Source organism: Roseomonas mucosa ATCC BAA-692, assembly GCF_000622225.1.
Taxonomy (GTDB): Bacteria; Pseudomonadota; Alphaproteobacteria; order Acetobacterales; family Acetobacteraceae; genus Roseomonas; species Roseomonas mucosa.
The window spans coordinates 138853-165425 of sequence record NZ_JHWD01000010.1; the positions used below are offsets into that span (position 1 = coordinate 138853).

Annotated in this window: 21 protein-coding genes; 7 read left to right on the top strand and 14 right to left on the bottom strand. The window is 71.5% G+C overall.

The window, feature by feature from the left end; all coding sequences use genetic code 11:
• Positions 1–15: 15 nt before the first annotated feature.
• Entirely contained in the window at positions 16–858 is an 843-nt protein-coding gene (gene fabI, locus BT98_RS0112535) for an enoyl-ACP reductase FabI (RefSeq protein ID WP_019461450.1), read from the bottom strand.
• Positions 859–960: 102 nt separating this feature from the next.
• On the opposite strand from fabI, the gene pdxH reads away from it, so the two are divergent.
• The 3 genes from pdxH (at position 961) to BT98_RS0112550 (ending at position 4126) form a co-directional block, all read left to right on the top strand.
• Positions 961–1563, top strand: a complete 603-nt coding sequence (gene pdxH / locus BT98_RS0112540; RefSeq protein ID WP_019461451.1) for a pyridoxamine 5'-phosphate oxidase — start codon at positions 961–963, stop codon at positions 1561–1563.
• On the top strand, positions 1560–3050 hold the full coding sequence (locus BT98_RS0112545; protein ID WP_027297231.1) for a bifunctional aminoglycoside phosphotransferase/ATP-binding protein: 1491 nt from the start codon (positions 1560–1562) through the stop codon (positions 3048–3050). Before pdxH ends, BT98_RS0112545 begins: the two co-directional genes overlap by 4 nt.
• 200 nt (positions 3051–3250) lie before the next feature.
• Positions 3251–4126: a universal stress protein gene (locus tag BT98_RS0112550; protein ID WP_026033191.1), complete on the top strand. Its 876-nt coding sequence runs from the start codon at positions 3251–3253 to the stop codon at positions 4124–4126.
• 51 nt (positions 4127–4177) lie between these two features.
• Here BT98_RS0112550 and BT98_RS0112555 read toward each other — a convergent pair whose 3' ends face one another.
• From BT98_RS0112555 to BT98_RS0112580, 6 genes are all read right to left on the bottom strand, one after another.
• Entirely contained in the window at positions 4178–5200 is a 1023-nt protein-coding gene (locus BT98_RS0112555; RefSeq protein ID WP_019461138.1) for an SDR family oxidoreductase, read from the bottom strand.
• Positions 5201–5382: 182 nt separating this feature from the next.
• On the bottom strand, positions 5383–6960 hold the full coding sequence (locus BT98_RS0112560; RefSeq protein WP_037250753.1) for an ABC transporter substrate-binding protein: 1578 nt from the start codon (positions 6958–6960) through the stop codon (positions 5383–5385).
• Between the two features lie 164 nt (positions 6961–7124).
• Positions 7125–8564, bottom strand: a complete 1440-nt coding sequence (locus BT98_RS0112565; RefSeq protein WP_019461140.1) for a M20 family metallopeptidase — start codon at positions 8562–8564, stop codon at positions 7125–7127.
• 119 nt (positions 8565–8683) lie between these two features.
• The gene (locus BT98_RS0112570) at positions 8684–9622 is read right to left on the bottom strand and encodes a 2-hydroxyacid dehydrogenase (RefSeq protein WP_019461141.1); all 939 of its coding nucleotides are present in this window, start codon (positions 9620–9622) and stop codon (positions 8684–8686) included.
• Positions 9623–9724: 102 nt separating this feature from the next.
• Positions 9725–11053: a sigma-54-dependent transcriptional regulator gene (locus BT98_RS0112575; protein ID WP_019461142.1), complete on the bottom strand. Its 1329-nt coding sequence runs from the start codon at positions 11051–11053 to the stop codon at positions 9725–9727.
• On the bottom strand, positions 11050–12957 hold the full coding sequence (locus BT98_RS0112580) for a sensor histidine kinase (protein ID WP_051004834.1): 1908 nt from the start codon (positions 12955–12957) through the stop codon (positions 11050–11052). Before BT98_RS0112580 ends, BT98_RS0112575 begins: the two co-directional genes overlap by 4 nt.
• A 260-nt stretch (positions 12958–13217) precedes the next feature.
• Between BT98_RS0112580 and BT98_RS0112585 the strand changes: the two genes are divergently transcribed.
• Positions 13218–14555 carry a dicarboxylate/amino acid:cation symporter gene (locus tag BT98_RS0112585; RefSeq protein ID WP_019461144.1) on the top strand — a complete coding sequence of 446 codons (1338 nt, stop codon included), beginning with the start codon at positions 13218–13220 and terminating at the stop codon, positions 14553–14555.
• A gap of 68 nt (positions 14556–14623) precedes the next feature.
• Here BT98_RS0112585 and BT98_RS0112590 read toward each other — a convergent pair whose 3' ends face one another.
• A complete protein-coding gene (locus tag BT98_RS0112590; protein WP_037250755.1) occupies positions 14624–15619 on the bottom strand; it encodes an NADP-dependent oxidoreductase in 996 nt (331 codons plus the stop codon).
• A 203-nt stretch (positions 15620–15822) separates the two neighbouring features.
• On the opposite strand from BT98_RS0112590, the gene mobB reads away from it, so the two are divergent.
• Both mobB and BT98_RS0112600 read left to right on the top strand, forming a co-directional pair.
• Positions 15823–16335: a molybdopterin-guanine dinucleotide biosynthesis protein B gene (gene mobB / locus BT98_RS0112595; protein WP_019461146.1), complete on the top strand. Its 513-nt coding sequence runs from the start codon at positions 15823–15825 to the stop codon at positions 16333–16335.
• Positions 16323–17567: a molybdopterin molybdotransferase MoeA gene (locus tag BT98_RS0112600; RefSeq protein ID WP_019461147.1), complete on the top strand. Its 1245-nt coding sequence runs from the start codon at positions 16323–16325 to the stop codon at positions 17565–17567. The genes mobB and BT98_RS0112600 overlap by 13 nt, the downstream gene beginning before the upstream one ends.
• 433 nt (positions 17568–18000) lie before the next feature.
• Here BT98_RS0112600 and mobA read toward each other — a convergent pair whose 3' ends face one another.
• From mobA to BT98_RS0112630, 6 genes are all read right to left on the bottom strand, one after another.
• Positions 18001–18609, bottom strand: coding sequence for a molybdenum cofactor guanylyltransferase MobA (mobA, locus tag BT98_RS0112605; RefSeq protein ID WP_019461148.1), 609 nt, complete (start codon positions 18607–18609; stop codon positions 18001–18003).
• A gap of 63 nt (positions 18610–18672) precedes the next feature.
• Positions 18673–20058, bottom strand: a complete 1386-nt coding sequence (locus tag BT98_RS0112610; RefSeq protein WP_019461149.1) for an NCS2 family permease — start codon at positions 20056–20058, stop codon at positions 18673–18675.
• A gap of 43 nt (positions 20059–20101) precedes the next feature.
• Positions 20102–21973: an adenine deaminase gene (locus tag BT98_RS0112615; protein WP_019461150.1), complete on the bottom strand. Its 1872-nt coding sequence runs from the start codon at positions 21971–21973 to the stop codon at positions 20102–20104.
• Between the two features lie 362 nt (positions 21974–22335).
• Positions 22336–22977 (bottom strand): uracil phosphoribosyltransferase, encoded by a 642-nt coding sequence (gene upp / locus BT98_RS0112620; RefSeq protein WP_019461151.1) that lies wholly within the window; start codon positions 22975–22977, stop codon positions 22336–22338.
• 44 nt (positions 22978–23021) lie between these two features.
• Positions 23022–24275, bottom strand: coding sequence for a URC4/urg3 family protein (locus tag BT98_RS0112625; protein ID WP_019461152.1), 1254 nt, complete (start codon positions 24273–24275; stop codon positions 23022–23024).
• On the bottom strand, positions 24272–25588 hold the full coding sequence (locus tag BT98_RS0112630; RefSeq protein ID WP_019461153.1) for a GTP cyclohydrolase II: 1317 nt from the start codon (positions 25586–25588) through the stop codon (positions 24272–24274). Before BT98_RS0112630 ends, BT98_RS0112625 begins: the two co-directional genes overlap by 4 nt.
• Before the next feature lie 197 nt (positions 25589–25785).
• Between BT98_RS0112630 and BT98_RS0112635 the strand changes: the two genes are divergently transcribed.
• Entirely contained in the window at positions 25786–26517 is a 732-nt protein-coding gene (locus BT98_RS0112635) for a TetR/AcrR family transcriptional regulator (RefSeq protein WP_019461154.1), read from the top strand.
• Positions 26518–26573: the final 56 nt, after the last annotated feature.

Sequence of the window (26573 nt, forward strand, 5' to 3'; positions counted from 1 at the left end):
TGCGGGAAAGGGCGGTCAGCCCTTCTCCACCGTGATGTCGGGGGCGTCGGGGTTCTTCATGCCGACGGTATGGTAGCCGCAATCCACGTGGTGGACCTCGCCGGTCACGCCGGTCGAAAGGCCGGACAGGAAATAGAGGCCGGAATTGCCCACCTCCTCCAGCCCGACATTGCGCCGCATCGGCGCGTTGTACTGGTTCCACTTCAGGATATAGCGGAAATCGCCGATGCCGGAGGCAGCGAGCGTCTTGATCGGCCCGGCGCTGATCGCGTTCACGCGGATGCCGCGGTCGCCCAGGTCGGCGGCCATGTAGCGCACCGAGGCCTCCAGCGCCGCCTTGGCCACGCCCATGACGTTGTAGTGGGGCATCACCCGCTCGGCGCCCAGGTAGGTGAGCGTCAGCAGCGAGCCGCCCTCGTTCATCATCGCGGCCGCATGCTTCGCGACGGAGACGAAGGAGAAGCAGGAGATGTCCATCGCCTGCAGGAAGGCCTCCCGCGGCGTGTCGATGTAGCGGCCCCGCAGGTACTCCTTGTTGGCGAAGCCGATGGCGTGGACCAGGAAGTCCAGCTTGCCCCAGCGCTCGCCGAGCGTCTGGAACACCGCCTCCACCGAGGCGTCGTCGGTCACGTCGCAGGGCATCACCAGGTCGCTGCCGACGCTGGTGGCCAGGGGGCGGACACGCTTCTCCAGCGCCTCCCCCTGATAGGTGAAGGCGAGTTCGCCGCCCTGGGCCGCCACCGAACGGGCGATGGCCCAGGCGATGGAGCGGTCGTTGGCGACACCCATGACGAGGCCGCGCTTGCCCGCCATCAGGTTGCCCGTCGGAATCTTGTGTTCTTGCGCGATGTCGGTCATGCGGTGTGGTCCCGAGGCACCGGTCATGCGACCGGCCGTGATGTTGCGGCGGGGCCGGAGGGGTGGCACATGCCTTACGACCCGGCAAGAGGGCAAGGGATCATGGACGCCAATACGGACTTCACCCTGAGCACCGATCCCGTCGCGCTGTTCAGCGAATGGATGCGCGCGGCCGAGGCCAGCGAGCCCAACGACCCGAACGCCATGTGCCTCGCCACGGTGGGGGCGGATGGCCGCCCCTCGGCCCGGATCGTGCTGCTGAAGAGCGTGGATGCGGGGGGATTCATGTTCCATTCGCACTACACGGGCCGCAAGGGGCGGGAACTGGACGCCAACCCCTGCGCCGCCCTCTGCTTCCACTGGAAGAGCCTGCGCCGGCAGGTGCGGGTGGAGGGCCGCGTCGAGCACGCCACCCCGGCGGAATCCGATGCCTATTACGCCTCCCGCGCCCGGATCTCCCGCCTCGGCGCCTGGGCCTCGCGCCAGTCGGAGCCGCTGTCCGACCGGGCCGAGCTGGAGGCGCGGCTGCGGGAGGCGGAACAGCGCTTCCCCGATGAGGAGGTGCCCCGCCCGGAACACTGGGGCGGCTTCCGCCTGATCCCCGACAGCATCGAGTTCTGGCAGGACGCCCCCTACCGCCTGCATGACCGGGTGGTCTTCATCCGGGACGGCGAGGGGTGGGAACAGCAGCGCCTCTACCCGTGAGCCTGCCGCCGGAGCAGCGCGAGACCGGCGCCCTGCTGTCCCGGCTGACCGGGGCAGCCGCGCCGCTGGAGACGCATATCTCCGCCATCTATGTCGGGGCGGAGCGCACGCTGAAGCTGAAGAAGGCCGTGGCGCTGAGCTTCCTCGACTTCACCGGGCTGGAGGCGCGGGAGCGCTTCTGCCGGCGGGAGCTGGAGATCAACGCCCCCGCCGCGCCCGGCATCTACCACGCCGTGCATGCCGTCACCCGCGCCCCCGGCGGGCCGCTCCGCCTGGATGGCGACGGAGAGGCGGTGGACTGGGTGCTGGAGATGGCGACCCTGCCCGCCGACGGCTTCCTGAACCTGATCGCGGCCCGCCACGGCGTGGACGGCACCCTGGCGGATGCTCTGGGCGACACGGTGGCGGCGCTGCACGCCACGCAGCCCGTGATCGAGGGACTGGACTCGGAGGCGGCGATGCAGCGCGTCCTCGCGGGCGCCGTCGAGTCCTGCCGCCGGGCGGGTCTGCCGATGCCGGAGGTGGAGCGGCTGGCCGGCGATCTCGGGGCGGCCTTCGCGACGCGGCGGGGGCTGCTCAACGCCCGCGCCGCCGCCGGGCATGTGCGGCGGTGCCATGGCGACCTGCATCTCGGCAACCTCGTGCTCTGGCCCAGCGGGCCCATGGGCCGGCCCGTGGCCTTCGACGCGCTGGAATTCGACGAGGCGCTGGCCACGGTGGACACCGGCTACGACCTCGCCTTTCTGCTGATGGACCTGGACCGGCGCGCCAGCCGGGCGGCGGCCAACCGGACCCTGTCGCGCTATCTCGGCCGCACCGGGGATGCCGGGCTGCTGGGCGGGCTGGCGCCCTGGCTCTCCCTGCGCGCCATGGTGCGGTCGTATTGCGAGGTCCTGGCCGGCACGGACGGGTTGCCCTACCTGCACGCGGCGCGGGGCTACCTGGAACCCGCCCCGCCCGTCCTGCTGGCCATCGGCGGGCTGCCCGGCACCGGCAAGTCCTGGCTGGCCCGCGCCCTGGCACCCGGGATCGGCGTGGCGCCCGGCGCGGCGGTGATGCGCAGCGACGAGATCCGCAAGCGCCTCGCCGGGGTGGAGCTGGAGACCCGCCTGCCGCCCGAAGCCTATACCCCGGCGCGCAAGGCGGAAACCTATGCCGCCTTCCTGCGGGAAGCGCGCGAGGCCCTGACCGGCGGCCATTCGGTGATCGCCGACGCCACCTTCCTCGATCCGGCGCAGCGCGCGGGAATCGAGGCCTTGGCGCGGGAGGCCGGCTGCCCCTTCCTGGGCCTCTGGCTGGAGGCGCCCATGACGGTGCTGCGCGACCGCATCGCCGCGCGGCGCCACGATGCCTCGGATGCCGACCTCGCCGTGCTGGAGGCCAGCGCGCGCCGCGATCCCGGCCCGCTCACCTGGGAAGCGGTGCGGGCGGATGGCGATCCGGTCGCGGCGGCCACGGCCCTCCTGGCGCGGCTGCAACCTGCCTGAACGACGGTCCTGAACGACGGCCCTGAACGACGGCCGGTTGCATCCACGTCCCGCTTCGTGATGGCATCCCGCTCGCGCGACTTGCCCCGCGGCCTTCGCGGCGGGACAATCCGGGCCGAGGCCCACCCTCCGGTCCGTGCGGCGCTTCAGGGAGCAGCCCTGACCCGCCGCGCCGGACCGGGCCTATAGGAAGCAGTTCCATGGCTTACCGCCGAATCCTTCTCCCCCTGACCGGTACGGCCGCGGGAGAAGCCGCCCTCCAGACGGCGCTGATGATGGCGCGGATCTGGCACAGCCACGTCCATTGCCTGCATGTCCGCGTCGATGCGCGCGACGTGGCGCCGCTGGCCGGCGAAGGGCTCTCCGGGGCGATGATCGAGGAGATGATGGCCGCCACCGAGCGCGAGAGCGGCGACCGCGCCCATCGCGTGCGGGCGCTCTTCGACCGCTTCGTGGCGAGCAAGGACGTGCAGATCGCCACCAACGCCGCCACCGCCAACAAGGCGAATGCGGCGACCCTGTCCTTCGAGAGCGTGGCGGGGCGCGAGGAGGACCTCGTCGCCCAGCAGTCGCGCCTCTACGACCTGGCGATCGTGCCGCATCCGGAGGCCGGGGAGGATGTCTCCTCCTCCGACGCGCTGCATGCCGTGCTCTTCGACAGCGGGCGGCCCGTGCTGATCGCGCCGCGCCTGCCGCCCGAGACCATCGGCACACGCGCCTGCTGCGCCTGGAACGGCACGGCGGAAAGCGCCGCGGCCATCGCCGCCGCGCTGCCCTGGCTGCACCATGCCTCGGCGATCCAGATCCTCTACGCCACCGGCTACCAGCGGCGCGGCCCTTCGGTGGACGGCATCCTCTCCTACCTCCGCTGGCACGGCATCGAGGCCGAGGCCAAGGAGTTCCAGCCGGTGAGCAAGGACATCGGCGCCGGGCTGCTGTCCGCCGCCAAGGAGTTCAGGGCCGACCTGCTCTGCATGGGCGCCTACAGCCATTCCCGGCTGCGGCAGCTCATCCTCGGCGGCGTGACGCGGCACGTGCTGGAGAACGCGGACATTCCCGTCCTGATGTGCCGCTGAGGACGCGCGGGGAGGCAGTGGGAAAGACCCCGCGCCTCCCCGAGCCACCCGTCAAGGCATCCCGGCGCCGCCCGAGGCCCCGAAGACCTGCCCGGTGATGTAGCTGCCATCCGCCGCGGCGAGCTGCACGTAGATCGGCGCGATCTCGGCGGGCTGGCCGGGGCGCCCCAGCGGGGTCTGGGCGCCGAAGCTCTTCAGGTTCTCCTCGGTCTGGCCGCCCGCGACCTGCAGCGGGGTCCAGAAGGGGCCGGGCGCCACGGCGTTCACGCGGATGCCGCGCTTCGCGAGCTGCTTCGCCAGCCCCTTGGAGAAGTTCATGATCGCCGCCTTGGTCATGGCGTAGTCGAGCAGGATCTCGCTCGGCTGGTAGGCATTGACCGAGCTGGTGTTCACGATGGCGGAGCCGGGCTTCAGGTGCGGGACCGCCGCCTTGGTGATCCAGAACATCGCGTAGATGTTGGTCCGCACCGTCCAGTCGAAATCCTCCTCGCTGAGGTCGAGGATGGAGTCGTGATGGTGCTGCCGGGCAGCGTTGTTGACCAAGATGTCCAGCCCGCCCAGCCCATCGACCGCGTCCTGCACCAGCTTGCGACAGAAGCCCGCGTCGCGGATATCGCCGGGCAGGAGCACCACCTTGCGCCCGGCCTCGCGGACCAGGGCCGCCACCTGCTGCGCATCCTCCTCCTCCGCCGGCAGGTAGCTGATGGCGATATCCGCGCCCTCCCGCGCGAAGGCGATGACGGCGGCGCGGCCGATGCCGGAATCGCCGCCCGTGACCAGCGCCTTGCGTCCGGCGAGGCGGCCGCTGCCGCGATAGCTCTTCTCCCCATGGTCGGGCGGCGGGTTCATGCGGCTGGCCAGCCCCGGCCAGGGCTGCGACTGCGGCTGGAAGGGCGGGGCGGGATAGGCGGCGCGCGGGTCCTCCAGCCTCGGCGCGGCGCCGGGGGAGGCCTGCGGGTTGGCGCCCTGGGCCTGCGCCGTGGCGGCGAGGCCCGGCACCGCCATCGCCGCCAGCCCCGCGGCGGTTCCCTGCATCAGCCGGCGGCGGGAGGCGCTGCTCTCGTCCTGGTCCATGGCGGTTCTCCTGTCCGTATCGCGGATGGAGGACGCCGCGCCTCATGGTTGTCCCACCAGCGCCACGCTCCTCGCATCCACGAAACGCCCGCCGGAGGAGGCCGGTGTCTTGTAGCGGTGTCACAGCCCGGCGAGGGCCTGCCGGGATGGCACCCGGCACACCCCCACCCGGCAAGGGCGGCTCAGTCCGCCGGACGCACGTCCTGGGCCCGCGTGTACTCGTCCGCGCGGGCGTCGATGCTCAGGCCGTGCCGCAGCGCCCAGGCGTTCTTCTGGATGTGGATCGGGATCAGCCCCGTATCCGCCATCGCCATCCGCGTCGCCTCCTGCAGGATCGCCTCCCGCTTCGCGTCGTCGAGGGTCCGCATGGCCTCGTTCAGCTTCGTATCGAAGGCAGGGTTGGAGTAGTGCCCGCGGTTGGAGGCACCGGTGCCCAGTTCCTTGTCCTGCGTCGCCAGCAGGGCGCGCAGCATGGTGGAGGCCTCGCCGCTGGTCGCCGCCAGGCCCATCAGGTGGACGCTGGTGTCGCCACGGCTGGCACGCGCGATGAAGGCGGTGAAGGGCTGCGCGTCGACCTGGGTCCGCACGCCGATGCGCGTCCACATCTGCCCGACCGCCTGGATGATCCGCGCATCGTTCATGTAGCGGTCGTTGGGGCCGTGGATGGTGATGCGGAACCCCTGCGGATAGCCCGCCTCGGCCAGCAGCTTCCTCGCCGCCTCCGGATCGGCCTTGGGCGCCGGCAGGTCGGGCACGTAGCCGGTGGTGCCCTCCGCCATGACCTGCCCGGTGGGAACCGTCGCATCCTCCATCACCCGCGCCGCGATGGCCTGCCGGTCGATGGCGATCGACAGCGCCTGGCGCACCCGCGTGTCGCGCAGCGGGTTGCGGCCAAGCTTCTGCCCGTCCGGCCCGGTGACGAAGGGCGAGTCGCCCTCGTTGCCCTGGTCCATCGCGAGATAGATCAGCCGCAGCCCGACCGTCTCCTCGACATTGATCCGCTTGTCGTCGCGCAGCCGCTTCAGGTCGCTGGTCGGCACCTGGTCGATCACGTCCACATCGCCCGCCAGCAGCGCCGCGGTGCGGGCGGCGTCGCTGGTGATCATGCGGTAGTGCACCTTGGACCAGTGCGGCTTGTCGCCCCAGTAGGCGTCGTTGCGCTCCAGCTCGATGCGGTCGCCGCTGCGGTAGGAGACGAGGCGGAAGGGGCCGGTGCCGATCGCCGCCTTGCCGCTGTTGAAGTCCTCGGTCGTCGCGCCCTCATGCGTCTGGCGGTCCAGCATCATGACGTTGACGAGGTCGGTCGGCAGCAGCGGATAGGGCGCCTCCGTGTGGAAGCGCACGGTCAGCGGATCGACGATCTCGACGCGCTTGATGGCCCGGACATACTGCGCGAAGGACGAAGGCGAATTCGGCACCGTCGGCACGCGGGCGATGGTGAAGGCCACGTCCTCCGCCGTGAAATCCCGTCCGTTATGGAACTTCACGCCGGGGCGCAGCTTGAACTCCCAGGTCGTCTCGTCCACCGGGCGCCAGGACAGGGCGAGGCCGGGCTGCGGGCGCACATTGGCATCCGTGGCGACCAGCGTGCCGAAGACCATCCCGGCCACGCCCGAATTGGGCGTGAGGTTGTGGTAATGCGGGTCCATCGAGGTGACCTGCGCTCCCACGCCCATGGTCAGCTCCTGCGCGCGCGCCTCCGCCGTGGCGAGGGTGAGCGAAAGCGCGGCGATCCCGCCGAGAAGGACTCGTTTCAGCATGGTGGTCTCCATCCGTGTGTCTGGCGTGTCCGGTCCGGCCGCTGCGGGCGGCTCTGGGCCCCGGAAGCGACGGGGCTCCGGGGCGAGGGGCCGTGCCGGGCGGGCGGTTCATGGCTCCCCCTGGCACGCCCATGGTTGACGCCGCGTGAACGGCGGCGCGCGGTTCAGCCGCGCTGCTGGCGCAGCGGCGGCGGCAGCACCTCGCCGGGGATCGGGCAGGCATAGGGCCTGCCGCCCGTCCGCTCGCGCAGCTCCGCCTTGGCGCGGGCCAGCAGCTCCGGGTCGCGGAAGGCGTCGAGCGCCGTGGCCGCCATGGCCTTGGCCGCCTGCACCATGCCCTTGTGCGCATGCGGGCTCTTGCCCTGCGCCACCGCCTGCCAGGTGTGGAAGGGCGTGCCCACGGCCCAGGTGGCGCCCCAGCACTGCACGACCGGCACGATCTGGCTGACATCGCCCACATCGGTGGAGCCGTTGCCGGCGCGCGAACGGCCATCGAAGGGCAGCACGCCCTCGTGCAGCACCTGCGCGCCCACCTCCTCAGGCGCTCCCACAGCCCCGATGCTGTCGGCGATGTCCTCCTCGCTCAGCGAGCGGCGCAGCTCGGCGGCGAAGCGGCGGTCCGCCTCGTCGAAGGCCGGTGCGCCGAGGCGGAGCAGGTTCTCATGCATCCGCATCTCCAGCGCCGTGTTCGGGATGGTGTCGGAGCAGGCCTTGTCGATCTCCATGCTCATCCGCGTGCCGGTCATGGTCGCGGCGCCCTCGGCACAGGCCTTCACCCGGTCGAACAGGGCCTGCGCCTCCTTCACGCGCGGGCCGCGGATCAGGTAGAGCACCTCGGCCTCCGCCTGCACCACGTTGGGCGAGACGCCGCCGCTGTTGGTGATGGCGTAATGCACACGGCAGTCCAGCGGCATGTGCTCGCGCAGGTAGTTCACGCCGACATTCATCAGCTCCACCGCATCGAGCGCGGAGCGGCCCAGCCAGGGCGAGCCCGCCGCGTGCGAGGCGCGGCCGTGGAAGCGGAAATAGACCTGGAAATTGGCCAGCGAGCGGGAAGACATCACGCTGCTCACCACGCCCGGATGCCATGAGACGGCCGCGTCGAGGTCGTCGAAGGCGCCCTCGCGCGCCATGAAGGTCTTGCCGGAGCCGCCTTCCTCGCCAGGGCAGCCATAGTAGCGCACCGTGCCGGACAGGTCGTTGGCGGCCAGGGCGTCGCGCGCCGCCACCGCGGCCAGCATGGCCCCCGCGCCGAGCAGGTTGTGGCCGCAGCCATGGCCCGTGGCGCCCGGGGCGACGGGCTTCGGCTCGGCGACGCCCGCCTCCTGGCTCAGCCCGGCCAGGGCATCGAACTCGCCCAGGAAGCCCAGCACCGGGCCGCCGGACCCGGCCTCGGCCATGAAGGCTGTCGGGATGCCGCCGACATTGCGGGTGACGCGGAATCCCTCGGCCTCCAGCAGCGCGATCTGCTCCTCGATCGACCGGTGTTCCTGGAAGCGCAGCTCGGCATGGCCCCAGATCCGGTCGGCCACGGCGGTGAAGGCGGGGCTCTTGGCCTCGACCTCGGCGGAGAGCCGGTCGAGGGAGATCGGATCGTTGCGCATGCTCTCTCCTCAGGTCTCGCCGGCCCCGGGGCCGGCATCGGGAACTCGGGCCGGGCTGTAGCATTCCCGCCTCCGGAAGTCCGCCGGCGGGGAGGATTTTTCCTCGCCCGCCGCCGGTTTCAGGCGGAAACCGGCGTCAGCAGGGGCTGCCCGGAAAAATGGGCCCGCAGGTTGTCGATCACCAGCCGCACCGTCGCCCGCACGGCCTCGGGCGAGCGGCCCGCGATGTGCGGGGTCAGGATCACGTTCTCCAGGCGGGTCAGCCGGGCGGGGATGTTGTCCGGCTCGCCCTCCACCACATCGAGGCCCGCCCCGGCGATGCGGTCCTGCTCCAGGGCCTCGATCAGCGCCCCGGTATCCACCACGCTGCCGCGCGCGATGTTCACGAGGAACCCCTCGGTCCCGAGCGCCCGCAGCACCGCCGCATCCACGAGATGGCGCGTCTCCGCCCCGCCCGGCGCGGCGACCACCAGGAAGTCGCACCAGGCCGCCAGGGCGGCGAGATCCGGCTCGTGCCGGAAGGGGGAGCCCTCCCGCACCCTCCGGCTGTGATAGGCGACCTCCATGCCGAAGCCGCCGGCGGCGCGGTCGGCGATGCGCTGCCCGATATGGCCCAGGCCGAGCAGGCCCAGCCGCTTGCCGCTGACCGACGGGCGGAGCTGCCGCGCGCCGGCCCATTCCCCGCGCCGCGCCGCGGCATCCGCCTGGACCACCCCGCGCGCGATGGCGAGCAGCAGCAGCATCGCATGGTCCGCGACGGCCACGTCATTGGTGCCCGCGCCATTGGTGACCGCGATGCCGCGCGCCGCGGCGGCGGCGAGGTCGATCTTCTCATGGCCGGCGCCCAGGGCGCAGACGATCTCCAGCGCGGGCAGGGCGGCGATCTGCGCGGCGGAGAAGCCAGTGGAGCCGTTGGTCAGCACGGCACGGATCGCCGCGGCCCGGCCCTCGGGCAAGGGGGCGCGGCCGGCGGCCTGGACGGGCTCGAAGCCCGCGTCCCGCAGGCGCGCCAGGTTCTCGGGCGCGATGTCGATGGCAAGCAGGACGGGAATGGTCAATGGCGGCTCCGCGGCTCAGGGGCGTGTCCCGGCACAGGCATCCTAGGCCCCTCCGGCGCGGCGTGGCATGACGTTTCCGGCGCCGTCCCCCCTGGCGTCGCCCTATTCCCGCAGCCGGTAGGCGCGCTGGTCGATGTCGTGGCGCCGCAGCTTGTCGTAGAAGGTCTTCCGCGGGATGCCGAGCGCCTCGACCGTGGCGCGCACGTCGCCATCATGTTCCCGCAGCGCGTCGCGGATCACCATGGCCTCATAGGCATCCACCCGTTCCGGCAGGCTCGCCCGCGCCTCGCCCGGCGGGGCGGCCTCCTCCGACAGGCCCAGCGCCACGCGCTCGGCATGATGCGTCAGTTCGCGTACATTGCCGGGCCAGTCATGCTCCATCAGGTGGCGGCGCAGGGCCGGGGTCATCTCGGGCACCGGCAGGCCGAAGCGTTCCGCCGCGCGGCGCAGGAAATGCGCGAAGAGCAGGGGAATGTCGTCCCGCCGCTGCCGCAGGGCGGGGAGATGCACCGTCACCACATGCAGGCGGTAGTACAGGTCCTCGCGGAACCCGCCGCGCCGGGAAAGCTCCAGCAGGTTCGTCTTGGTGGCCGCCACCACGCGCAGGTCCAGCCGGCGGATCTCGTTGGTGCCGAGCGGCGCGATCTCCCGCGTTTCCAGCACCCGCAGCAGCTTGACCTGCAAGGCCAGCGGCATGGCCTCGATCTCGTCGAGGAAGAGCGTGCCGCCATCCGCATGCTCGATCCGCCCGACCCGGCGCTTCTGCGCGCCGGTGAAGGCGCCGGGCTCGTGGCCGAACAGCTCGCTCTCGATCACCGTTTCCGGCAGGGCGCCGCAGTTCAGCGCCACGAAGGGCCGCGCGGCGCGGCGGCTCATGCGGTGCAGCGCATTGGCCACCACGTCCTTGCCGGTGCCGGTCTCACCCTCGATCAGCACGTCCACCTGGGCATCGGCGATCTGCCGCAGCACCTTGCGCAGCCGCACCATCTCCGGCGTGTTGCCCAGCAGCGGGCTGTCCTCCTCGGCCGCCGCCACGGCCCGGGCGAGGCGGCGGTTCTCCAGCACCAGCCGCCGCTTCTCCAGCGCATGCCGCACCGCGCCCATCAGCTCCTCGGCCGGATAGGGCTTAGCCAGGAAGTGGTAGGCTCCCTCCCGGATCGCGGCGACCGCCATGGCGATATCACCATGGCCGGTGATCAGGATCACCGGCAGGTCCGGGTCCAGCCGGCGCAGGCGGCGGAACAGCTCGGTGCCATCCATCCCCGGCATCCGCAGGTCGGTGACCACGACGCCCGGGAAATCCTCCCCGATCGCCGCCAGCGCCTCCTCGGCCGAGGCGAAGCCGCGGGCCTCCAGCCCCGCCAGGGCGGCGCTCTGGAGATTGGCCTCGCGCAGGAAGGGGTCGTCATCCACGAAGGCGAGGTCGGTCAAGCGGCTTGCTCCAGGGTGATCACGAAAAGGCTTCCGCCGGGCTCCGGCCCGCAAGGGGGCTCCGCCTCCAGCGTCCCGCCGAAATCGCTCACGATGTCCCGGCAGATCACGAGGCCCAGCCCCAGCCCCTCCGATTTCGTGGTGGTGAAGGGCATGAACAAGGACCGCGCCACCTCCGGCGCCAGCCCCGGCCCGTTGTCGGACACGGTGACGCGGACCCGGCCGGGGGCCGGGCCGGGCACCCGCCGCGCCTCCAGCCGGATGCGCCCGCCCGGCCTCCCGTCCAGGGCCTCGACCGCGTTCTGCACGAGGTTCACCAGCACCTGCTCCAGCCGCACCCGCTCGGCGCGCACGCAAAGCTCCTCCGGCACGTCCAGAACCACCGCGACGGCATCCTGGCGCAGCCGGTGGCCCAGCAGCAGCAGCGCCGCCTCCGCCGCCGCCCGCACCGGCACGCTTTCCAGGCTGCCCCCGGCCTTGCGGGCGAAGCCGCGCAGCCCCCCGGTGATGGCGCCGATCCGCTCGGTCAGCCCGGCGATGGTGCCGAGGCCGCGGGTGGCCGAGGCGGCGTCGCCCCGTTCCAGGAAGAGCCGCGCATTGTCGGCGAAGGAGCGGATCGCCGCCACCGGCTGGTTGATCTCATGCGCCACGCTGGCGGTGATCTGCCCCAGGATGGCCAGCTTGTTGGCCTGCACCAGATCGTCGCGCAGCCGGTGGATGGCGGCCTCGGCGCGCTGCCGCTCCTCGCCCTCCGCCCGCAGGCTGGCATTGGCCCGCTCCAGCTCGGCGGTGCGGAGGCGGACCTCGGCCTCCAGTTCCTCCCGCTGCCGCCGCTGCCGCGCCATGTCCAGCCCCAAGCGGCGGCGGCGGCGCAGCGTCAGCCAGGCGAGGAGCAGCGCCAGCAGCCCCGCCAGCAGCGTCAACAGCCGCGCCGCGGCGGTGGCCAGCTCCACCGGCACCCGGGTCGGAGTCAGCAGGTGCAGGGTCCAGTCCGTGCTGGGCACCGGGACGCGGGTGAGGAGGAAGCTTTCCGTCGCGGCGCCGGGCAGGCGCAGGCGAACAGGAGCCTCCGCCCCCGGCGAGCCGGCATCCGGCAGCGGCAGCGGCAGCGGCGCCAGCGGCGCGTCGCCGAACTGCAGGCTCTCGCGGATGCGCCGGCGCTCCTCCTCCGGAAGCGGCACGATGGCGCGGAAGCGCCAGGCCGGCTCGCTGGTGACCAGCACGACGCCCGCCCGGTCGGTGACCAGCACCGGCTGGTGCAGCGGCCGCCAGCCCTCCTCCACGCGGTCGAACAGCGTCTTCACCACGATGACGCCGAGCGTCCGGGGACCGGCGGTGCCAGGGAAGGGCGGCGCGTCGATCCGGCGGGCGAGGTAGAGGCCCGGCTGGTGGCTGGCGGTGCCCAGGGCGAAATGCTCGGCCGAGCCCCGTTCCATGGAAAGCCGGGCATAGGGCCGGAAGCTGTAGTCGTTGCCGACGAAGCTGTCCTCCTGCCGCCAGTTGCTCGCCGCCAGGGTCATGCCCTGTGCGTCGAGCGCGTAGATCACCCCGGCGCCCGTGCTTCCGCTGAGCGACTCCAGCTTGGCGTTCAGCGCGCCCAGCAGGGCGGGGTCGCGGGTTTCCAGGGCCCGCCGCAGGTCCGGGTCGCTGGCCAGCACCACCGGCAGGCTGCGCTGCTTGTCGATCTCGCTGCGCAGCAGGGCCATGCGCAGCTCCGCCTCGGCCCGGGCGCTGGTCCGCAGGTCGGACAGGGCGATGCGGGTGGCGAGGCCATCGGCCACCCGGTCCAGCAGGAGAAGGAGCAGCAGCGGCAGCAGCAGCCAGGCGATGCGGCGCCACCGGAGGTGCCACCGGGAGCGCCGCCGCACGGGCTGCCGTGCGGGGCCGGGGAGGGCTTCTCTCATCCGGCGCCAGGCTGTGTGGAAATCCGCACTACCGCGTCCAGGACTGTGTGGAGAACCGCATCGCCCTGCCGCCGATGCTGCATTGCGGCATGAAATATCTTATAGAAGATGAAGGGGTTAGCATCGCCTATCCTTCCGCGCGTCTCCTGGCACGGACCTTGCCGTAGGCCCCGTGAACGCCGGCATCCGGCGTGACGTCGGAAACCGGAACGCCGCGCCCCGCAGAGGACGCGGCCCAGCACAGGGGCGAGAAGCATCCAATGGCCATTGTCCAACCCACCGCCGTGGCCGTGCCACGCAAGCCGAAGAAGCTCTACCAGCAGCTCTACGTGCAGGTGCTCTTCGCGATCACCGTCGGCATCCTGCTCGGCCATTTCTACCCGTCCTTCGCCCAGGAGATGAAGCCGCTCGGCGACGCCTTCATCAAGCTGGTGAAGATGATCATCGCCCCGGTGATCTTCCTGACCGTGGTGACCGGCATCGCCGGCATGCGCGACATGGGCAAGGTCGGGCGCGTCGCCGGCAAGGCGATGCTCTACTTCATCACCTTCTCCACCATGGCGCTGATCATCGGCATGATCGTGGCCAACGTGATCCGGCCGGGCGCGGGGCTGAACATCGACCCGGCCTCGCTCGATCCCAAGGCCGTGGCCAGCTACGCCGCCAAGGCGCATGAGACGAGCATCACCGGCTTCCTGATGAACATCATCCCGAACACGCCGGTCAGCGCCTTCGAATCCGGCGACATCCTGCAGGTGCTGTTCTTCTCCGTGCTGCTCGGCATCGCGCTCTCCCTGGTGGGGGAGAAGGCCGATCCGCTGATGAACGTGCTGAACTCGCTCTCCGCCGGCATCTTCAAGCTGGTGGCGATCCTGATGAAGGCCGCCCCGATCGGCGCCTTCGGCGCCATGGCCTTCACCATCGGCCGCTACGGCATTGGCTCCATCGCCAACCTGGCGATGCTGATCGCCACCTTCTACCTGACCTCGCTGCTCTTCGTGCTGGTCGTGCTGGGCGCGGTCGCCCGCTACAACGGCTTCTCCATCCTGGCGCTGATCCGCTACATCAAGGAGGAACTGCTGCTGGTGCTGGGCACCTCCTCCTCCGAGGCCGCGCTGCCCGCCCTGATGGAGAAGATGGAGAAGGCCGGCTGCGCCAAGTCCGTGGTCGGGCTGGTGGTGCCGACGGGCTATTCCTTCAACCTCGACGGCACGAACATCTACATGACCATGGCGGCGCTCTTCATCGCCCAGGCCGTGGGCATCGACCTCAGCATCTGGGACCAGATCCTGCTGCTGCTGGTCGCCATGCTCTCCTCCAAGGGCGCGGCCGGCATCACCGGCGCGGGCTTCATCACCCTGGCCGCGACGCTTTCCGTGGTGCCCTCCGTGCCGGTCGCCGGCATGGCGCTGATCCTGGGCATCGACCGCTTCATGTCCGAGTGCCGCGCCTTGACCAACTTCGTCGGCAACGCGGTGGCGACGGTCGTGGTGGCGCGCTGGGAAGGCGAGCTGGACCGCGCGAAGCTGAACGCCGCCCTGTCCGGCCAGGCCGAGGAGAAGGTGGTCCTCGCCGCCCCGGTGCCGGCCGCCGAGTAGGGGCCGGGCCGCATCCGGAAGAATGGAACGGGGCGCCCGCCAGGGCGCCCCGTTTCCGTCTGGCGCCGTCAGTCCAGCGCCACCACCAGCTTGCCGAAGTTCTTCCCCGACAGCAGGCCCGCGAAGGCCCCGGGCGCGTTGCGCAGCCCGTGCACCACATCCTCGCGGTACGTCAGCACCCCCTCGCGCAGCCAGCGCGCCCCGGTCTCGCGCCAGACGGGAAACTGCCGCGGATGATCGCCCACGATGAAGCCGCGGATGCTGAGCTTGTTCCGCACCGCGCTCATCAGGTTCGGGCCGGGGGCGGGGGTGCCGTCATTGTATTCCGCGACCATGCCGCACATGGCCACGCGGGCGAAGGGGTTCAGCAGCGGCCAGACCGCCCGCTGCACCGCGCCCCCGACATTCTCGAAATAGACGTCGATCCCGCGCGGGCAGGCTTCCGCCAGCGCGGCCGGAAGATCCTCGCCCCGGTGATCGACGCAGGCATCGAAGCCGAGCTCGTCGCGCACATAGGCGCATTTCTCCGCGCCCCCGGCGATGCCCACGACCCGCGCGCCCATGCGCCGCGCGATCTGTCCGGCCACGGCGCCCACCGCGCCGGAGGCTGCCGCGACCACGAAGGTCTCGCCCGGCTTGACCGGCGCGATCTCGGTGCAGCCCACCCAGGCGGTCGTGCCGGGCATGCCCAGCACACCCAGATAAGCGGAAGGCGGGGCGGCCTCCGCATCCACCGGCACCAGCAGGTGCGGCGGCACGGAGCAGTAGTGCTGCCAGCCCCTGCCGCCCAGGACCCAGGTGCCGGGCTCGAAGCCGGGGCCGGACACGACCTGCCCGACGCTCTGCCCCTCCATCACCGCGCCCAGCGCGACCGGCGGGGCATAGGATTTCACGTCGTTCATCCGGCCGCGCATATAGGGGTCGAGCGACAGGAAGCGGTTGCGCACCAGCACCTCGCCCGGGGCGGGCTGCGGGACCGGCGCTTCCTCGTAGACCAGGTCCTCCGTGGTGGGGATGCCGGTGGGGCGCCGGGCCAGACGGATCAGCGGGTTCGTCTCGGTCATGATGCGCATACACTCCATTGTGTCTTCGGGGCCGGACCCGCCCGGTTGCGGGATCGTCCGCCCCCGGCGGCAAGATGGGGCGGTATGTCCCATGGGTGGAGGGGGAGATGGCGGGGGTGGGCACGCTTCCGGCCCGGCCCCACATCGGGTAGCGATGCGGGCCCGCCAGCGGGACAAGGGCGGCAACAGGACGGAACACAGGCATGAGCGGACCCAGGCGAATCATCGGGCTGGCGGGCTGGAGCGGCGCCGGCAAGACCACCCTGCTGACCCGCCTGATCCCCAGCCTGAACGCGCGGGGCGTCTCCGTCTCGACGCTCAAGCACGCGCACCACGATTTCGACGTGGACCAGCCGGGCAAGGACAGCCACAGCCACCGGATGGCCGGGGCGCGGCAGGTGCTGGTCTCCTCGGCCCGCCGCTGGGCGCTGATGACCGAGCTGCGCGACGCCCCGGAACCCGGCCTGGCCTTCCTCCTGTCCCGCCTGTCGCCGGTGGACCTCGTGGTGGTCGAGGGCTTCAAGCGCGACCTCCACCCGAAGCTGGAGGTCTTCCGCGCCGCCAACGGCCGCCCCTGGCTGCATCCGGAGGACCCGGCCATCCGCGCCGTGGTCTCCGACGCGCCGCCGGCGGGCGGCCTGCCCCATGCCGGGCTGGACGAGATCGAGCGCGTGGCCGACCTCGTGCTGGAATTCGCCGCCCCTTGGCACGGCTGAGCAACGACTGCTTCGCCAGCGGCGACGGCTCGCTGACGCTGGCGGAGGCGGAGGCGCTGATCGCCCGCCTGCCGCCCCTGGCGGGCGGGGCCGAGGCCGTCCCGTTGCTGGCCGCGCGCGGGCGGGTGCTGGCGGAGGACATCGCCGCGCCCATCGACCTGCCGCCCTTCGGCAACAGCGCCATGGACGGCTATGCCTTCGCCGGGGCCGATCTGGGGCCGGAAGGCGGCTGGCTGCCGCTGGCCGGCCGGGTGGCGGCGGGCGACGCGGCGGCCCCCCTGCCGCCGGGCCACGCCGTCCGCATCCTGACGGGCGCGCCGCTGCCGCCCGGCGCGGATACGGTGATGATGCAGGAGGATGCCAGGGCCGGGACGGGGCGGGTCTTCCTGCCGCCGGGCCTGCCAGCCGGGGCCAATATCCGCCACGCCGGGGAGGACCTGCCGACGGGCGCCCTGGCCCTGCCGAAGGGGCGGCTGGTCGCGGCCCCCGAGATCGCCCTGGCGGCGGCACTGGGCCTGGCGGCCCTTCCCGTGACGCGGCGCCCACGCCTGGGCGTCTTCAGCACGGGCAGCGAGCTGGTGGCGCCCGGCGGGCGGCTCGGCCCGGCCCAGGCGCATGACAGCAACCGCTTCATGCTGCTGTCCCTCCTGGCGAACCTGCCGGTGGAGGCGGTGGATCTCGGCCTGCTGCCCGACCGGCGCGGGGAGACCGAGGCAGCGCTGCGCGAGGCTGCGCTCTCACATGACATGTTACTGACATCTGGCGGCGTGAGCACGGGCGAGGAGGACCATGTCCGCCGGGCCATGGAGGCAACGGGGAGCCTCGCCTTCTGGCGGCTGGCGGTGAAGCCGGGGCGTCCCCTGGCGATGGGGGTGGTGGAGGGCCGCCCCGTCATGGGCCTGCCGGGCAATCCGGTCGCCGCGCTGCTCGGCTTCCTGCACCTCGCGCGTCCCCTGGCCCTGCACCTCGCCGGGGCCGCGCCGAAGCCGCTGCCGCGTTTCGAGCTGCGCGCCGGCTTCAGCCACCGCAAGCTGCCGGGGCGGCGGGAATACCTGCGCGTGGCGGTGGAGGCGGGGCCGGACGGTCCGGTGGCCCGCAAGCCGGGGCGGGCAGGGGCGGGGCAGATCGCCTCGCTGCTGCAAAGCGACGCCTTCGCCGAGCTGCCGGAAGACATGGGCGATGTCGCGCCGGGCGACCGCATCCTGGTGCTGCCCTTCGCCGGGCTGTTCTGACACGGGCCATGGACCACGCCGGTCCATGGAGTGCCTCTTGCTTCTCCGCCCGCGCCACGCTATAGGAATAAAGTCATCGCCTGGGTTCCGCCTACCCGACAGCACCGGCTCCCGGTGCCACGGAAGGCCCGCACGCTCCGCGCACCTCCCGCCTCGATATTGTGGTCCCGCGAGGCAAGGCCTCAGTGGCACCCATCCACCACGCAAAGCGAAGCCATGGTCCCCATCCCGACAGATAAAGGACTAAAAACCTAAAACACCAAAACCCTAAAACGGTACGGAAGTGAGAGACCCTGGCCCCGCGGATAGCGACGGCCCAGTCACCCTTGCCTCCGCCCAGCCCCCGAAAACCTTGCCGGAGCCCCATGTGCCCAAAGGACACGCCCACGGCCCGGCGCGGCCCACCATTCGGAGGCTCGCCCCCGGGGCCGCCTCACCCCAGGATGCGCCGCTCGGCCTCCGCCAGTTCCTCCGGCGTATTGGCATTGAAGAACGGATCGCCGGGCCCCGCCTCCCAGGTGGCCAGGGCGCAGCCCCAGCGCGCGGCCCAGGCCCCGACCCGCCTTTCCCCCGCCAGAAGGCTGCTCCGGAGCTCCCCGCGCAACGCGACGGGCCAGAGCGCCACAGGCGGATGGCGGTGCGGGCCGGAGGCCGCGCAGGCGATGGGGGTCCCGGCGGCCTCCCGCGCGATATGCAGGCGCGCGACGAGATCGGGCGGCGCGAAGGGGTTGTCGCCCGGCAGGGACACCAGCCACGGCAGGTCCGGCCGGTGTTCCGCCACCCAGTCCATGCCCGCCAGGACACCCGCCAATGGCCCGGGGAAGTCCGGCATGCCATCCGCGGCCACGGGCAGGCCCCAGGCGCCGAAGCGCGCCGGATCGCCGTTCGCGTTCAGCAGGCAGGCCGCGACCTGAGGCCGGAGGGAGGCCAGCACATGGTCCAGCATGGCCCGCCCGCCAAGCGGCCGCAGCACCTTGTCGCCGCCGCCCATCCGCCGCGCCAGCCCGCCCGCCAGGACGAGCCCCGCCGTGTCATCCCGCATGGTCCCCCGCCCCCTTGGTCCCCGCCCCCTGGGCCCCTGCCTCCTTGGCCGGACGCCCCGCCGTCAGCTCAGCCGCGTCATCACCGCGATATAGGCGATGAACACCACGCCCAGGCCCCAGACCACGCCGCTGATCTCCCGCGCCCGGCCGAGCGCCAGGAACAGCAGGATATAGCTCAGCGTGCCGATCGCCATGCCGTTGATCAGGTTGTTGGTCAGCACCGTCAGCAGCAGCGTCAACGCCACCGGCACGGCATTGGTGAGCTGGCCCAGGTCGATCCGCGTCAGCCCCTGCAGCATCAGCACGCCGACCACCACCAGCGCCGGGGCCGTGGCCTGCGGCGGGATCACGGTGAAGACCGGCCAGACGAACAGCGCCAGGAAGAATAGCGCCGCCACGGTGATGGAGGTGAGTCCGGTGCGCCCGCCCGCCTGCACGCCGGTGACGGATTCGATATAGGCCGTGACCACGGAGGTGCCGAGGATCGGCCCCACGATCGTCGCCGTCGCATCCGTGGAGAAGGCCGCCGTGGCATTGGGGATGGACCCGTCCGGCCGGCGCAGGTTCGCCGCCCCCGTGACGCCGATCACCGTCGCCAGCGTCGAGAAGAACTCGGCGCAGACGAAGTAGAAGAGGATCGGCAGCACCACGATGAAGTTCTGGAACATGTAGGAGAAGTCGAGCTGGCCGAAGGTGTTGGACGGCCAGTGCGGCAGCGCCAGAAAGGCGGAAGGCGCCTTGGTGATCGCCGTGCCGTTCGGCAGCGGCACGAAGCAGCCGATGACGGTCAGCACGGCAATGGACAGGATCAGCGCGCCGGGAACCTGCCGCGCCACCAGCATCGGCGTGACCAGGATGCCGGCCAGGGTCAGCAGAACCGCGGGTTCGCGCAGCGAGCCCATGGCGATGAAGGTGCCGGGATTGGCCACCACGAAGCCCGCGCCGCGCAGGGCGATGAAGACGATATAGGCGCCGACCGCCGCGCTGATGCCGACCTTCAGCACCTCCGGCACGTCCTTCGCCACCTTCTCGCGCAGCTTCGTCAGGCTGAGCAGCAGGAAGACCACGCCGGTGAAGCAGACCATGGCGAGCGCGCCCTGCCAGGGCACGCCCATCCCCTTCACCAGGATGAAGGTGAAGACAACGTTGGACCCCATCGCCGGCGCCACGGCGAGCGGCAGGTTCGCCGTCAGCCCCATCATCACGCTGCCGAAGATGGCGGCCAGCGCGGTGGCGATCACCAGGTCGCCGCGGTCCATGCCGGCCTGCGACATGATCGCCGGGTTCACCGCGATGATATAGGCCATGGCGGCGAAGGTGGTGAGGCCGGCGATCGCCTCCTGCGGCACGGAGCTGCCGCGCTCGCTCAGTTTGAAGAAGCGGTCGAGCGCGCCTTTCGGCCGTGCCTCGCCGATGGGCGCCCCCGCACCCAGGCTTGCATTACTCATCTTGCATTGCTCATCTTGCATTGCTCATGTGGAGAACCCCCTCCTACCAGACCACCGGATGCGTCTCGCCGGTCTGCACGTTGACGAAGCCCAGCGGCGCCTGCTCGCAGGGGGCCACGAGCACCCAGCGCCACGGCGCGCAGGTGAGGGTGGCGAAGATCAGGCGTTCCGGGAAACCAGGGAACCAGCGGGGGTGGAAGGTGGGCTCGTACATCCACTCCACCTTCGCGCCCTCGTCATAGAGGTGCTGCATCTCCGCGTTCAGCGCCTCCGCCGGGCGGCAGCTCATCAGCCCGCCGACCTCGTAGCGCACGGTGGCAACCAGCGCGCCCTCCCGCACCAGGGCCCAGCCGCCGCCCGTCTCGCGCAGCGCGTTCACCGCCTTCGCCATGGCCTCGTCGCAGGAACCCACGACCCAGATGTTGTGCTTGTCATGCGCGACCGAGCAGGCGAGCGCCGTGCCGGGCGTGGCCGGTCCGCAGCCGAGCCAGAACATCCTCGCCGTGCGCCCCTCGCCGGAGAAACGGTCCACGATGGCGAATTTCGTGACGTGGCGCGCGGCGTTGCGCTGCACGGCGCCATCCGCGACCGGCAGCTCCATGGTGATGAAGCCGTCATTCCAGTGGAAGGGACGCAGCAGTGCCGCCTGCATCGCCGCGCGTCCCGGCGTGGCGGCGATGCGGAAATCCTCGGCTCTCATCTCGCGCCGGATGTTCACTGTCCGCGTCGCCCATTCCGGCCATGCGATGCGCGGCACCGGCCCGGTGTAGCGCGTGCCTTCGCTCACCGGCTGTCCATCGGCCCAGACCTTCGCGATCTCCAGCGCCGCGACATCGCGCAGCAGCACCACGTCGGCGAAGCGGCCGGGCGCGAGGCTGCCCACCCAGGGGGTCAGGCGCATGTGCCGCGCCGGGTTCAGCGTGACGCACTGGATCGCGGTTTCCGGGGCGAGGCCCAGGCGTATCGCGGTGCGGGCATTGTGGTCCGTGGCGCCCAGCCGGATCGTGTCCGAGGCGCTGCGGTCGTCGGTGGTGAAGGCGACCTGCGACCAGTCTGCGAGGCCCTTGTCCAGCAGCCAGGGGATCACCTGGTCCATGGAATAGGGGCGGATCTCGGTGAAGATGCCGTGGCGGAGCTTCTCCCACACCTCCTCCGGCGACCAGGCCTCATGGTCGGAGGCGAGGCCGGCGGCGGCGAAGGCGTTGATCTCCGGCAGCTCCCGCAGCCCCGCGCCATGGCCCTCCACCACGCCGCGCTGGGCGAAGGTCGCCTGGATCATGCCCCAGAGCCGCTTGTAGGACGGGTTCTCCGGGTTCCAGACGGCGGGCCAGTCCATCACCTCGTCCAGCCCGGCCACCATCAGGCTCTCGCGCAGGAAGCCCTGCTGCTCGTCATGGCCGAACCAGCCGCCGCCCCATTCATAGGCGGTGGGCGGCACGGCGGAGCCGGGCAGGGGGAAGATCTTCAGCGGCGACCCCTGGCGCCGGGCCGTGAGCCAGAATTCCAGGTTGTGCGGCCCGTCCACGTTGGAGAACTCGTGGCTGGCCTCGCAGGTCCAGGTATTGCCGCGCGGCAGCACCAGCGCCGCCTCCCACTCCGGCGTCAGGTGGGAGCTCTCGATATGCTTATGCACCTCGCCGAAGCCAGGCACCGCGGCGAGGTCCGGCTCATGGACGCGCTCCCCGGCCTCGCCGGGCCAGGAGCCGGCGGGGCCGACATAGGCGATGCGGCGGCCGCGGATGACGACCTCCGCATCCTCCATCCAGCTCCGGGTATGCACGTCCAGCAGTCGTCCGACCCGCAGCACCCGGTCCGCCGGGCGCCGGCCCAGGGCCACCAGTGTCAGCTCCTGGCGGATGCTCACCTCGCTCGCGGCATCGATCAGCAGGTCGTCGGGAAGACGGGCAGGGGTCATGGCAGATCCGGCGGGCTGGGGGATGGCGGCGGCGCGGGTCTGGCTCCCCCGGCCACCGGGCCCGCGGAAAATCTTGCAATTCGAGTGCCATGTACAGGGGCGCCGCCACCCGTCACCCGCCGTGGAGCGCCGGGCCGGACCGCCCAGTTATCCCCAAAATCCGTGGAAGGTTCTGTGGATAACCATCCGGAAATGTGACGGAGCCGAGGCACTTCCTGGGCTTTTTCGACCTTGCCGCAAAATGCCTCCGAAGCGGGGGGAAACCGGCCCCGTCCAACCGGAGGCGACAGCCGAAGCGGAAGAAACCCCGCCGGAGGGGGTTCCGCCGTGCCCCGACAATCCGCCGGGGCGCGGCCGGCGCCTCACTTGGTGCCGAAGAGCCGGTCCCCCGCATCGCCCAGGCCGGGCAGGATATAGGCATGGTCGTTCAGCTCGCGGTCCAGCGAGGCGGTGAAGACCGGCACGTCCGGATGCGCTTCGGCGAAGACGCGCAGCCCTTCCGGCGCGGCGAGGAGGCAGGCGAAGCTCACCTGCGAGGCACCGGCCTGCTTGATGCGCGACACGGCGGCGGCGGCGGAATGGCCGGTGGCCAACATGGGGTCCACCGCGATCACCTGCCGGGCGCCGATGTCGTCGGGCAGCTTCAGGTAGTATTCCACCGGCACCAGGGTCTGCGGGTCGCGGTACAGGCCGACATGGCCGACGCGGGCGGAGGGGACGAGGTCCAGCATCCCCTGCAGCAGCCCGTCGCCGGCGCGCAGGATGGACACGAAGCAGAGCTTCTTGCCCGAGAGGATGGGCGCCTCCATCACCTCCAGCGGCGTCTCGATGCTGGTGGTCTCCAGCGGCAGGTCGCGCGTGACCTCATAGGCCATCAGCAGGCTGATCTCGCGCGCCAGGCGGCGGAACTCGCCGGTCGAGGTCTCCTTGCGCCGCATCAGCGTCAGCTTGTGCTGCACCAGGGGGTGGTCGATCACCTTCAGGGTCGGATGGGCGGCGGACATGGTGTCGGGACCTTCTTCGTCTCGGCGGGAAAGGGCTCGGCCGGTCAGAAGACCGTGCCGTCGCTCCGCACGTTCAGGGGCGGGGTGCCGCCGGGGCGCTTCTCGCGGGCGATGCGCCGGCCGGCGGCCCAGGTGCCGCCTTCCAGCACGCGGGCCAGGGGCATCTCCGCGGCGGTGAAGCCCAGCCGGTCGCGGACGCCCTCCGCCACCCGGTCCAGCAGCGCCACGGTCAGGGCGCGCCATTCCACGATGGCCTCATGCTCCACGGGCAGGGGATGCTCCGCCAGGGCGGGATCGCGCAGTTCCAGCACGCCGAGATCGAGGAACAGGCCGCCATTGCGGTATTCCGGCAGGCCGGTCAGCTCGTCGAGCCCGGTCACGCGCAGCCCGGCATCCTCCAGCGCCTCGATCAGCGAATAGCTGAGCCATTGCGAGAGCTTGTGGAAGGGCAGCAGGCCGGGCGCGGGCTCCTCCGGCGCGGCGAGGGGGTGCCGCCAGACATCGCCGAGATTCTCCCCGCCCAGGCTGAGCCGGGATGGCCAGATCGGCGCGAACCCCTCCAGCACCGCGGCCAGCACTACCCTGGCAGGCAGGGCGCCGGGCAGGGCACCCCCCCCGGCCTGTGCCGCCAGATGGTCGTAGAGGCGCCCGATCCGGGCCTGGGGGCCGAAGATGTCCGGCCGGGCGCGCAGCGCGGCGCCCAGCGCCCGCATCAGCGCGGCGCGGCCCTCCAGCCCTTCCAGCGGATTGCCCGGCCCCACCTGGAAGGCGGCGCCGAGCGAGGCGGCGTCGATCCGCGACAGGCCCTCCGCATCGGCGCGCAACGGATGCGTCGGATCGCCCGAGAAGAGCCCGGTGGCGAAGGCATGGAGGCTGGCCACGGCCAGGCCCTCGGAGCGGGCGATACGCTGCCCGTCCTCGGTGAAGGCCCAGTCCGGCCCGGCCCCGGCGTCGAGCAGCACGCTGACGACGCAGAGATCGAAGCGGATGCGGGCGACCTCCTCGCCGGACTGGTCCTCCAGCATCCGGGCGAGCGCGCCCCAGCGGTCGCGCCCGCCGGCGGCGAAATGCCGCCAGCGCGCATGATAGGGGATGGCGAGGTCCGGGTAGTTGTCGCGGATCACCGCCGCGACATAGTCCGCCGCCACGTCCAGCCGTTCCGGGTGCAGCCGGAAATGCGGCAGGGCGTCACGCTCCGCCAGCGCCAGCATGGCGTGAGCCCGCCGCCGGATCGTCGCCGGGTCGCGCAGCAGGGCGAGCTGCGCGGCGGTCTCCGCCCTGTCCTCCGCCGCGCTCACTCCTGCAGCCCGCGGCCCTTGGTGATGGCGAGCTCGGCGGCATCCGGCACCTTGTCGGTGAAGTAGCCGGCCGCCTTCTTGGCATCCATCTCCACCTGCGCGTCGGGCGGGATCAGCTCCTCGGGGATGGGCACGCGCTCCACCACCTCGATGCCGCTGGCCACGATGGGCTCGTACTTCATGTTGCTCATGGAGACGAGCCGGTCGATGCGGGTGATGCCCAGCCAGTGCAGCACGTCGGGCATCAGCTCCTGGAAGCGCATGTCGTGCACGCCCGCCACGCCGGCGGTGCAGGCGAAGTAGCGGTCGGCGCGGTCGCCGCCCTCCTGCCGCTTGCGCGCGTTGTAGACAAGGAACTTGGTCACCTCGCCGAGCGCGCGCCCTTCCTTGCGGTTGTAGACGATGACGCCCACGCCGCCGCGCTGCGCCTCCTCGATGCAGACCTCGATGCCATGCGCCAGATAAGGGCGGCAGGTGCAGATGTCGGAGCCGAACACGTCGGAGCCGTTGCATTCGTCATGGATGCGGCAGGCGATGCGCGTTTCGGGCCTGCCCAGCTTCGCCGGGTCGCCGAAGAGATAGACGGTCATGCCGCCGATCGGCGGCAGGAAGGTCTTGAGGTCCGGCCGCGTCACCAGTTCCGGGAACATGCCGCCGGTCTGCTCGAACAGGCCGCGGCGCAGGTCGTTCTCGGTGATGCCGAAGCGTTCCGCCACGCCGGGCAGCCACCAGACCGGCTCGATGGCCACCTTGGTGACCCGCGCATCGCCGTTGGGGCCGAGGACCTGTCCGTCCGGCTCCAGCCGCCCGGCGCGCATCGCGGCGGTCAGCTCCGGCATGTTGATATGAGCCTTGGTGACCGCGATGCTCGGCCGGATATCGCGGCCCGCCGTGATCTCGGCACCGAAGGCCTCGGTGGTCATGTGGCCCCAGGGATCGAGCGAGACGATCCTCCCGGGGTCTGCCCACTGCGCGAAGGGACCGATGGGCTCCGCCGGGCGGGTGTTGGTCAGGTCCGGCCGGTGGCCGGCGGAAAGCTGCCCGGCGGCGACGGCCAGGGCGCGATAGAGCGCGTAGGAGCCGGCATGGGTGCCGATGGCGTTGCGGCTGCCCTCGCCGGGGGTGGCGATCACCGGGCCGCGCCGCTGCGGGTCGGCGGCGCCCCATTGCACCGTGGGAGCACCCTGGCCGGCCATTCCGGGATGCGAGGTGAGGATGATGGGACGCGCCGGGCCGGGCTGGTTGCCGCGGAGGGCCGCCTGCAGCGGCGGGGACGCGAGCGGCGAAGGGGTGGCTTCGGGGATCTGGCTCATCGCGCGGAGCCTCCCCGGCGGGCCGGTTCCTTCCAGGGCCGGGCTTGCCGGGACGAGGGGATCTGCACGATGCGCTGGATCATCCGGAAGGGCTCCATGGCGAGGATGGCCGCTCAAGTCCGGGAGGCTATGGTGACCTTGACCGATCGGTCAACTTGCAAGATGGGCACGGATCGGTCGTCCTCCAGGGGATCGGGATGGTGAAGCACGCGGAAACGGCAGGCGCTGGCGCCGGAGACGGCAAGCCTGCCTCTCGGAAGGGCAGACGCGAGGCGCTGCGGGCGCAGATCCTGCGCGCGGCGGAACCTGTCTTCGCGGAAGCGGGTTTTGCCGGGGCCAGCATGTCCGGCCTCGCCGAGGCGGCCGGCCTGCCCAAGGCCAATCTCCACTACTATTTCGGCACCAAGGAAGGGCTCTACCGCGCGGTGCTGGACGACATCCTGGCGCTCTGGCTTTCCGCGACCGACGACATCCGCCCGGACAGCGATCCCGCCACGGCACTCACCGCCTATATCCGCGCCAAGATGCGCCATTCGCGCCTGCGGCCGCACGCCTCCCGCGTCTTCGCCAACGAGGTGCTGCACGGGGCACCCCAGCTGCACGGCTTCTTCGCGCGGGATCTCAGGGAGCTGGTGGAGCGGAAGGCGGAGGTGATGGAGGGATGGATCGCCGCCGGGCTGATGCGCCCGATCGACCCGCGGCACCTCTTCTTCTCCCTCTGGGCCATGACCCAGACCTATGCGGACTTCGCGTCGCAGATCGCGCCGGTGCTGGGCATCGCGGAGATGGACGAACGGGCCTGCGCAGAGGGCGAGGACACCATCCTCCGCCTGGTCCTCGGCGCCTGCCTGCCTGACGTGGGGGGAATGACTCCAGGGCGAGAAAGCCACAGGGGCGCCGGAACGTTCACGAAAAGAACAAATGGTTAATACAACCTTTGCGATGCATTAGGTCAGGTGATACACCCAAGGATATGACAAAAATC

Bases quoted from the DNA above. Each gene is read 5' to 3' on its own strand.
- fabI (WP_019461450.1), bottom strand. From the start codon at position 858: ATGACCGACATCGCGCAAGAACACAAGATTCCGACGGGCAACCTGATG.
- pdxH (WP_019461451.1), top strand. From the start codon at position 961: ATGGACGCCAATACGGACTTCACCCTGAGCACCGATCCCGTCGCGCTG.
- BT98_RS0112550 (WP_026033191.1), top strand. From the start codon at position 3,251: ATGGCTTACCGCCGAATCCTTCTCCCCCTGACCGGTACGGCCGCGGGA.
- BT98_RS0112555 (WP_019461138.1), bottom strand. From the start codon at position 5,200: ATGGACCAGGACGAGAGCAGCGCCTCCCGCCGCCGGCTGATGCAGGGA.
- BT98_RS0112560 (WP_037250753.1), bottom strand. From the start codon at position 6,960: ATGCTGAAACGAGTCCTTCTCGGCGGGATCGCCGCGCTTTCGCTCACC.
- BT98_RS0112565 (WP_019461140.1), bottom strand. From the start codon at position 8,564: ATGCGCAACGATCCGATCTCCCTCGACCGGCTCTCCGCCGAGGTCGAG.
- BT98_RS0112580 (WP_051004834.1), bottom strand. From the start codon at position 12,957: ATGAGAGAAGCCCTCCCCGGCCCCGCACGGCAGCCCGTGCGGCGGCGC.
- BT98_RS0112585 (WP_019461144.1), top strand. From the start codon at position 13,218: ATGGCCATTGTCCAACCCACCGCCGTGGCCGTGCCACGCAAGCCGAAG.
- BT98_RS0112590 (WP_037250755.1), bottom strand. From the start codon at position 15,619: ATGACCGAGACGAACCCGCTGATCCGTCTGGCCCGGCGCCCCACCGGC.
- mobB (WP_019461146.1), top strand. From the start codon at position 15,823: ATGAGCGGACCCAGGCGAATCATCGGGCTGGCGGGCTGGAGCGGCGCC.
- mobA (WP_019461148.1), bottom strand. From the start codon at position 18,609: ATGCGGGATGACACGGCGGGGCTCGTCCTGGCGGGCGGGCTGGCGCGG.
- BT98_RS0112610 (WP_019461149.1), bottom strand. From the start codon at position 20,058: ATGAGTAATGCAAGCCTGGGTGCGGGGGCGCCCATCGGCGAGGCACGG.
- BT98_RS0112615 (WP_019461150.1), bottom strand. From the start codon at position 21,973: ATGACCCCTGCCCGTCTTCCCGACGACCTGCTGATCGATGCCGCGAGC.
- upp (WP_019461151.1), bottom strand. From the start codon at position 22,977: ATGTCCGCCGCCCATCCGACCCTGAAGGTGATCGACCACCCCCTGGTG.
- BT98_RS0112630 (WP_019461153.1), bottom strand. From the start codon at position 25,588: ATGAGCCAGATCCCCGAAGCCACCCCTTCGCCGCTCGCGTCCCCGCCG.
- BT98_RS0112635 (WP_019461154.1), top strand. From the start codon at position 25,786: ATGGTGAAGCACGCGGAAACGGCAGGCGCTGGCGCCGGAGACGGCAAG.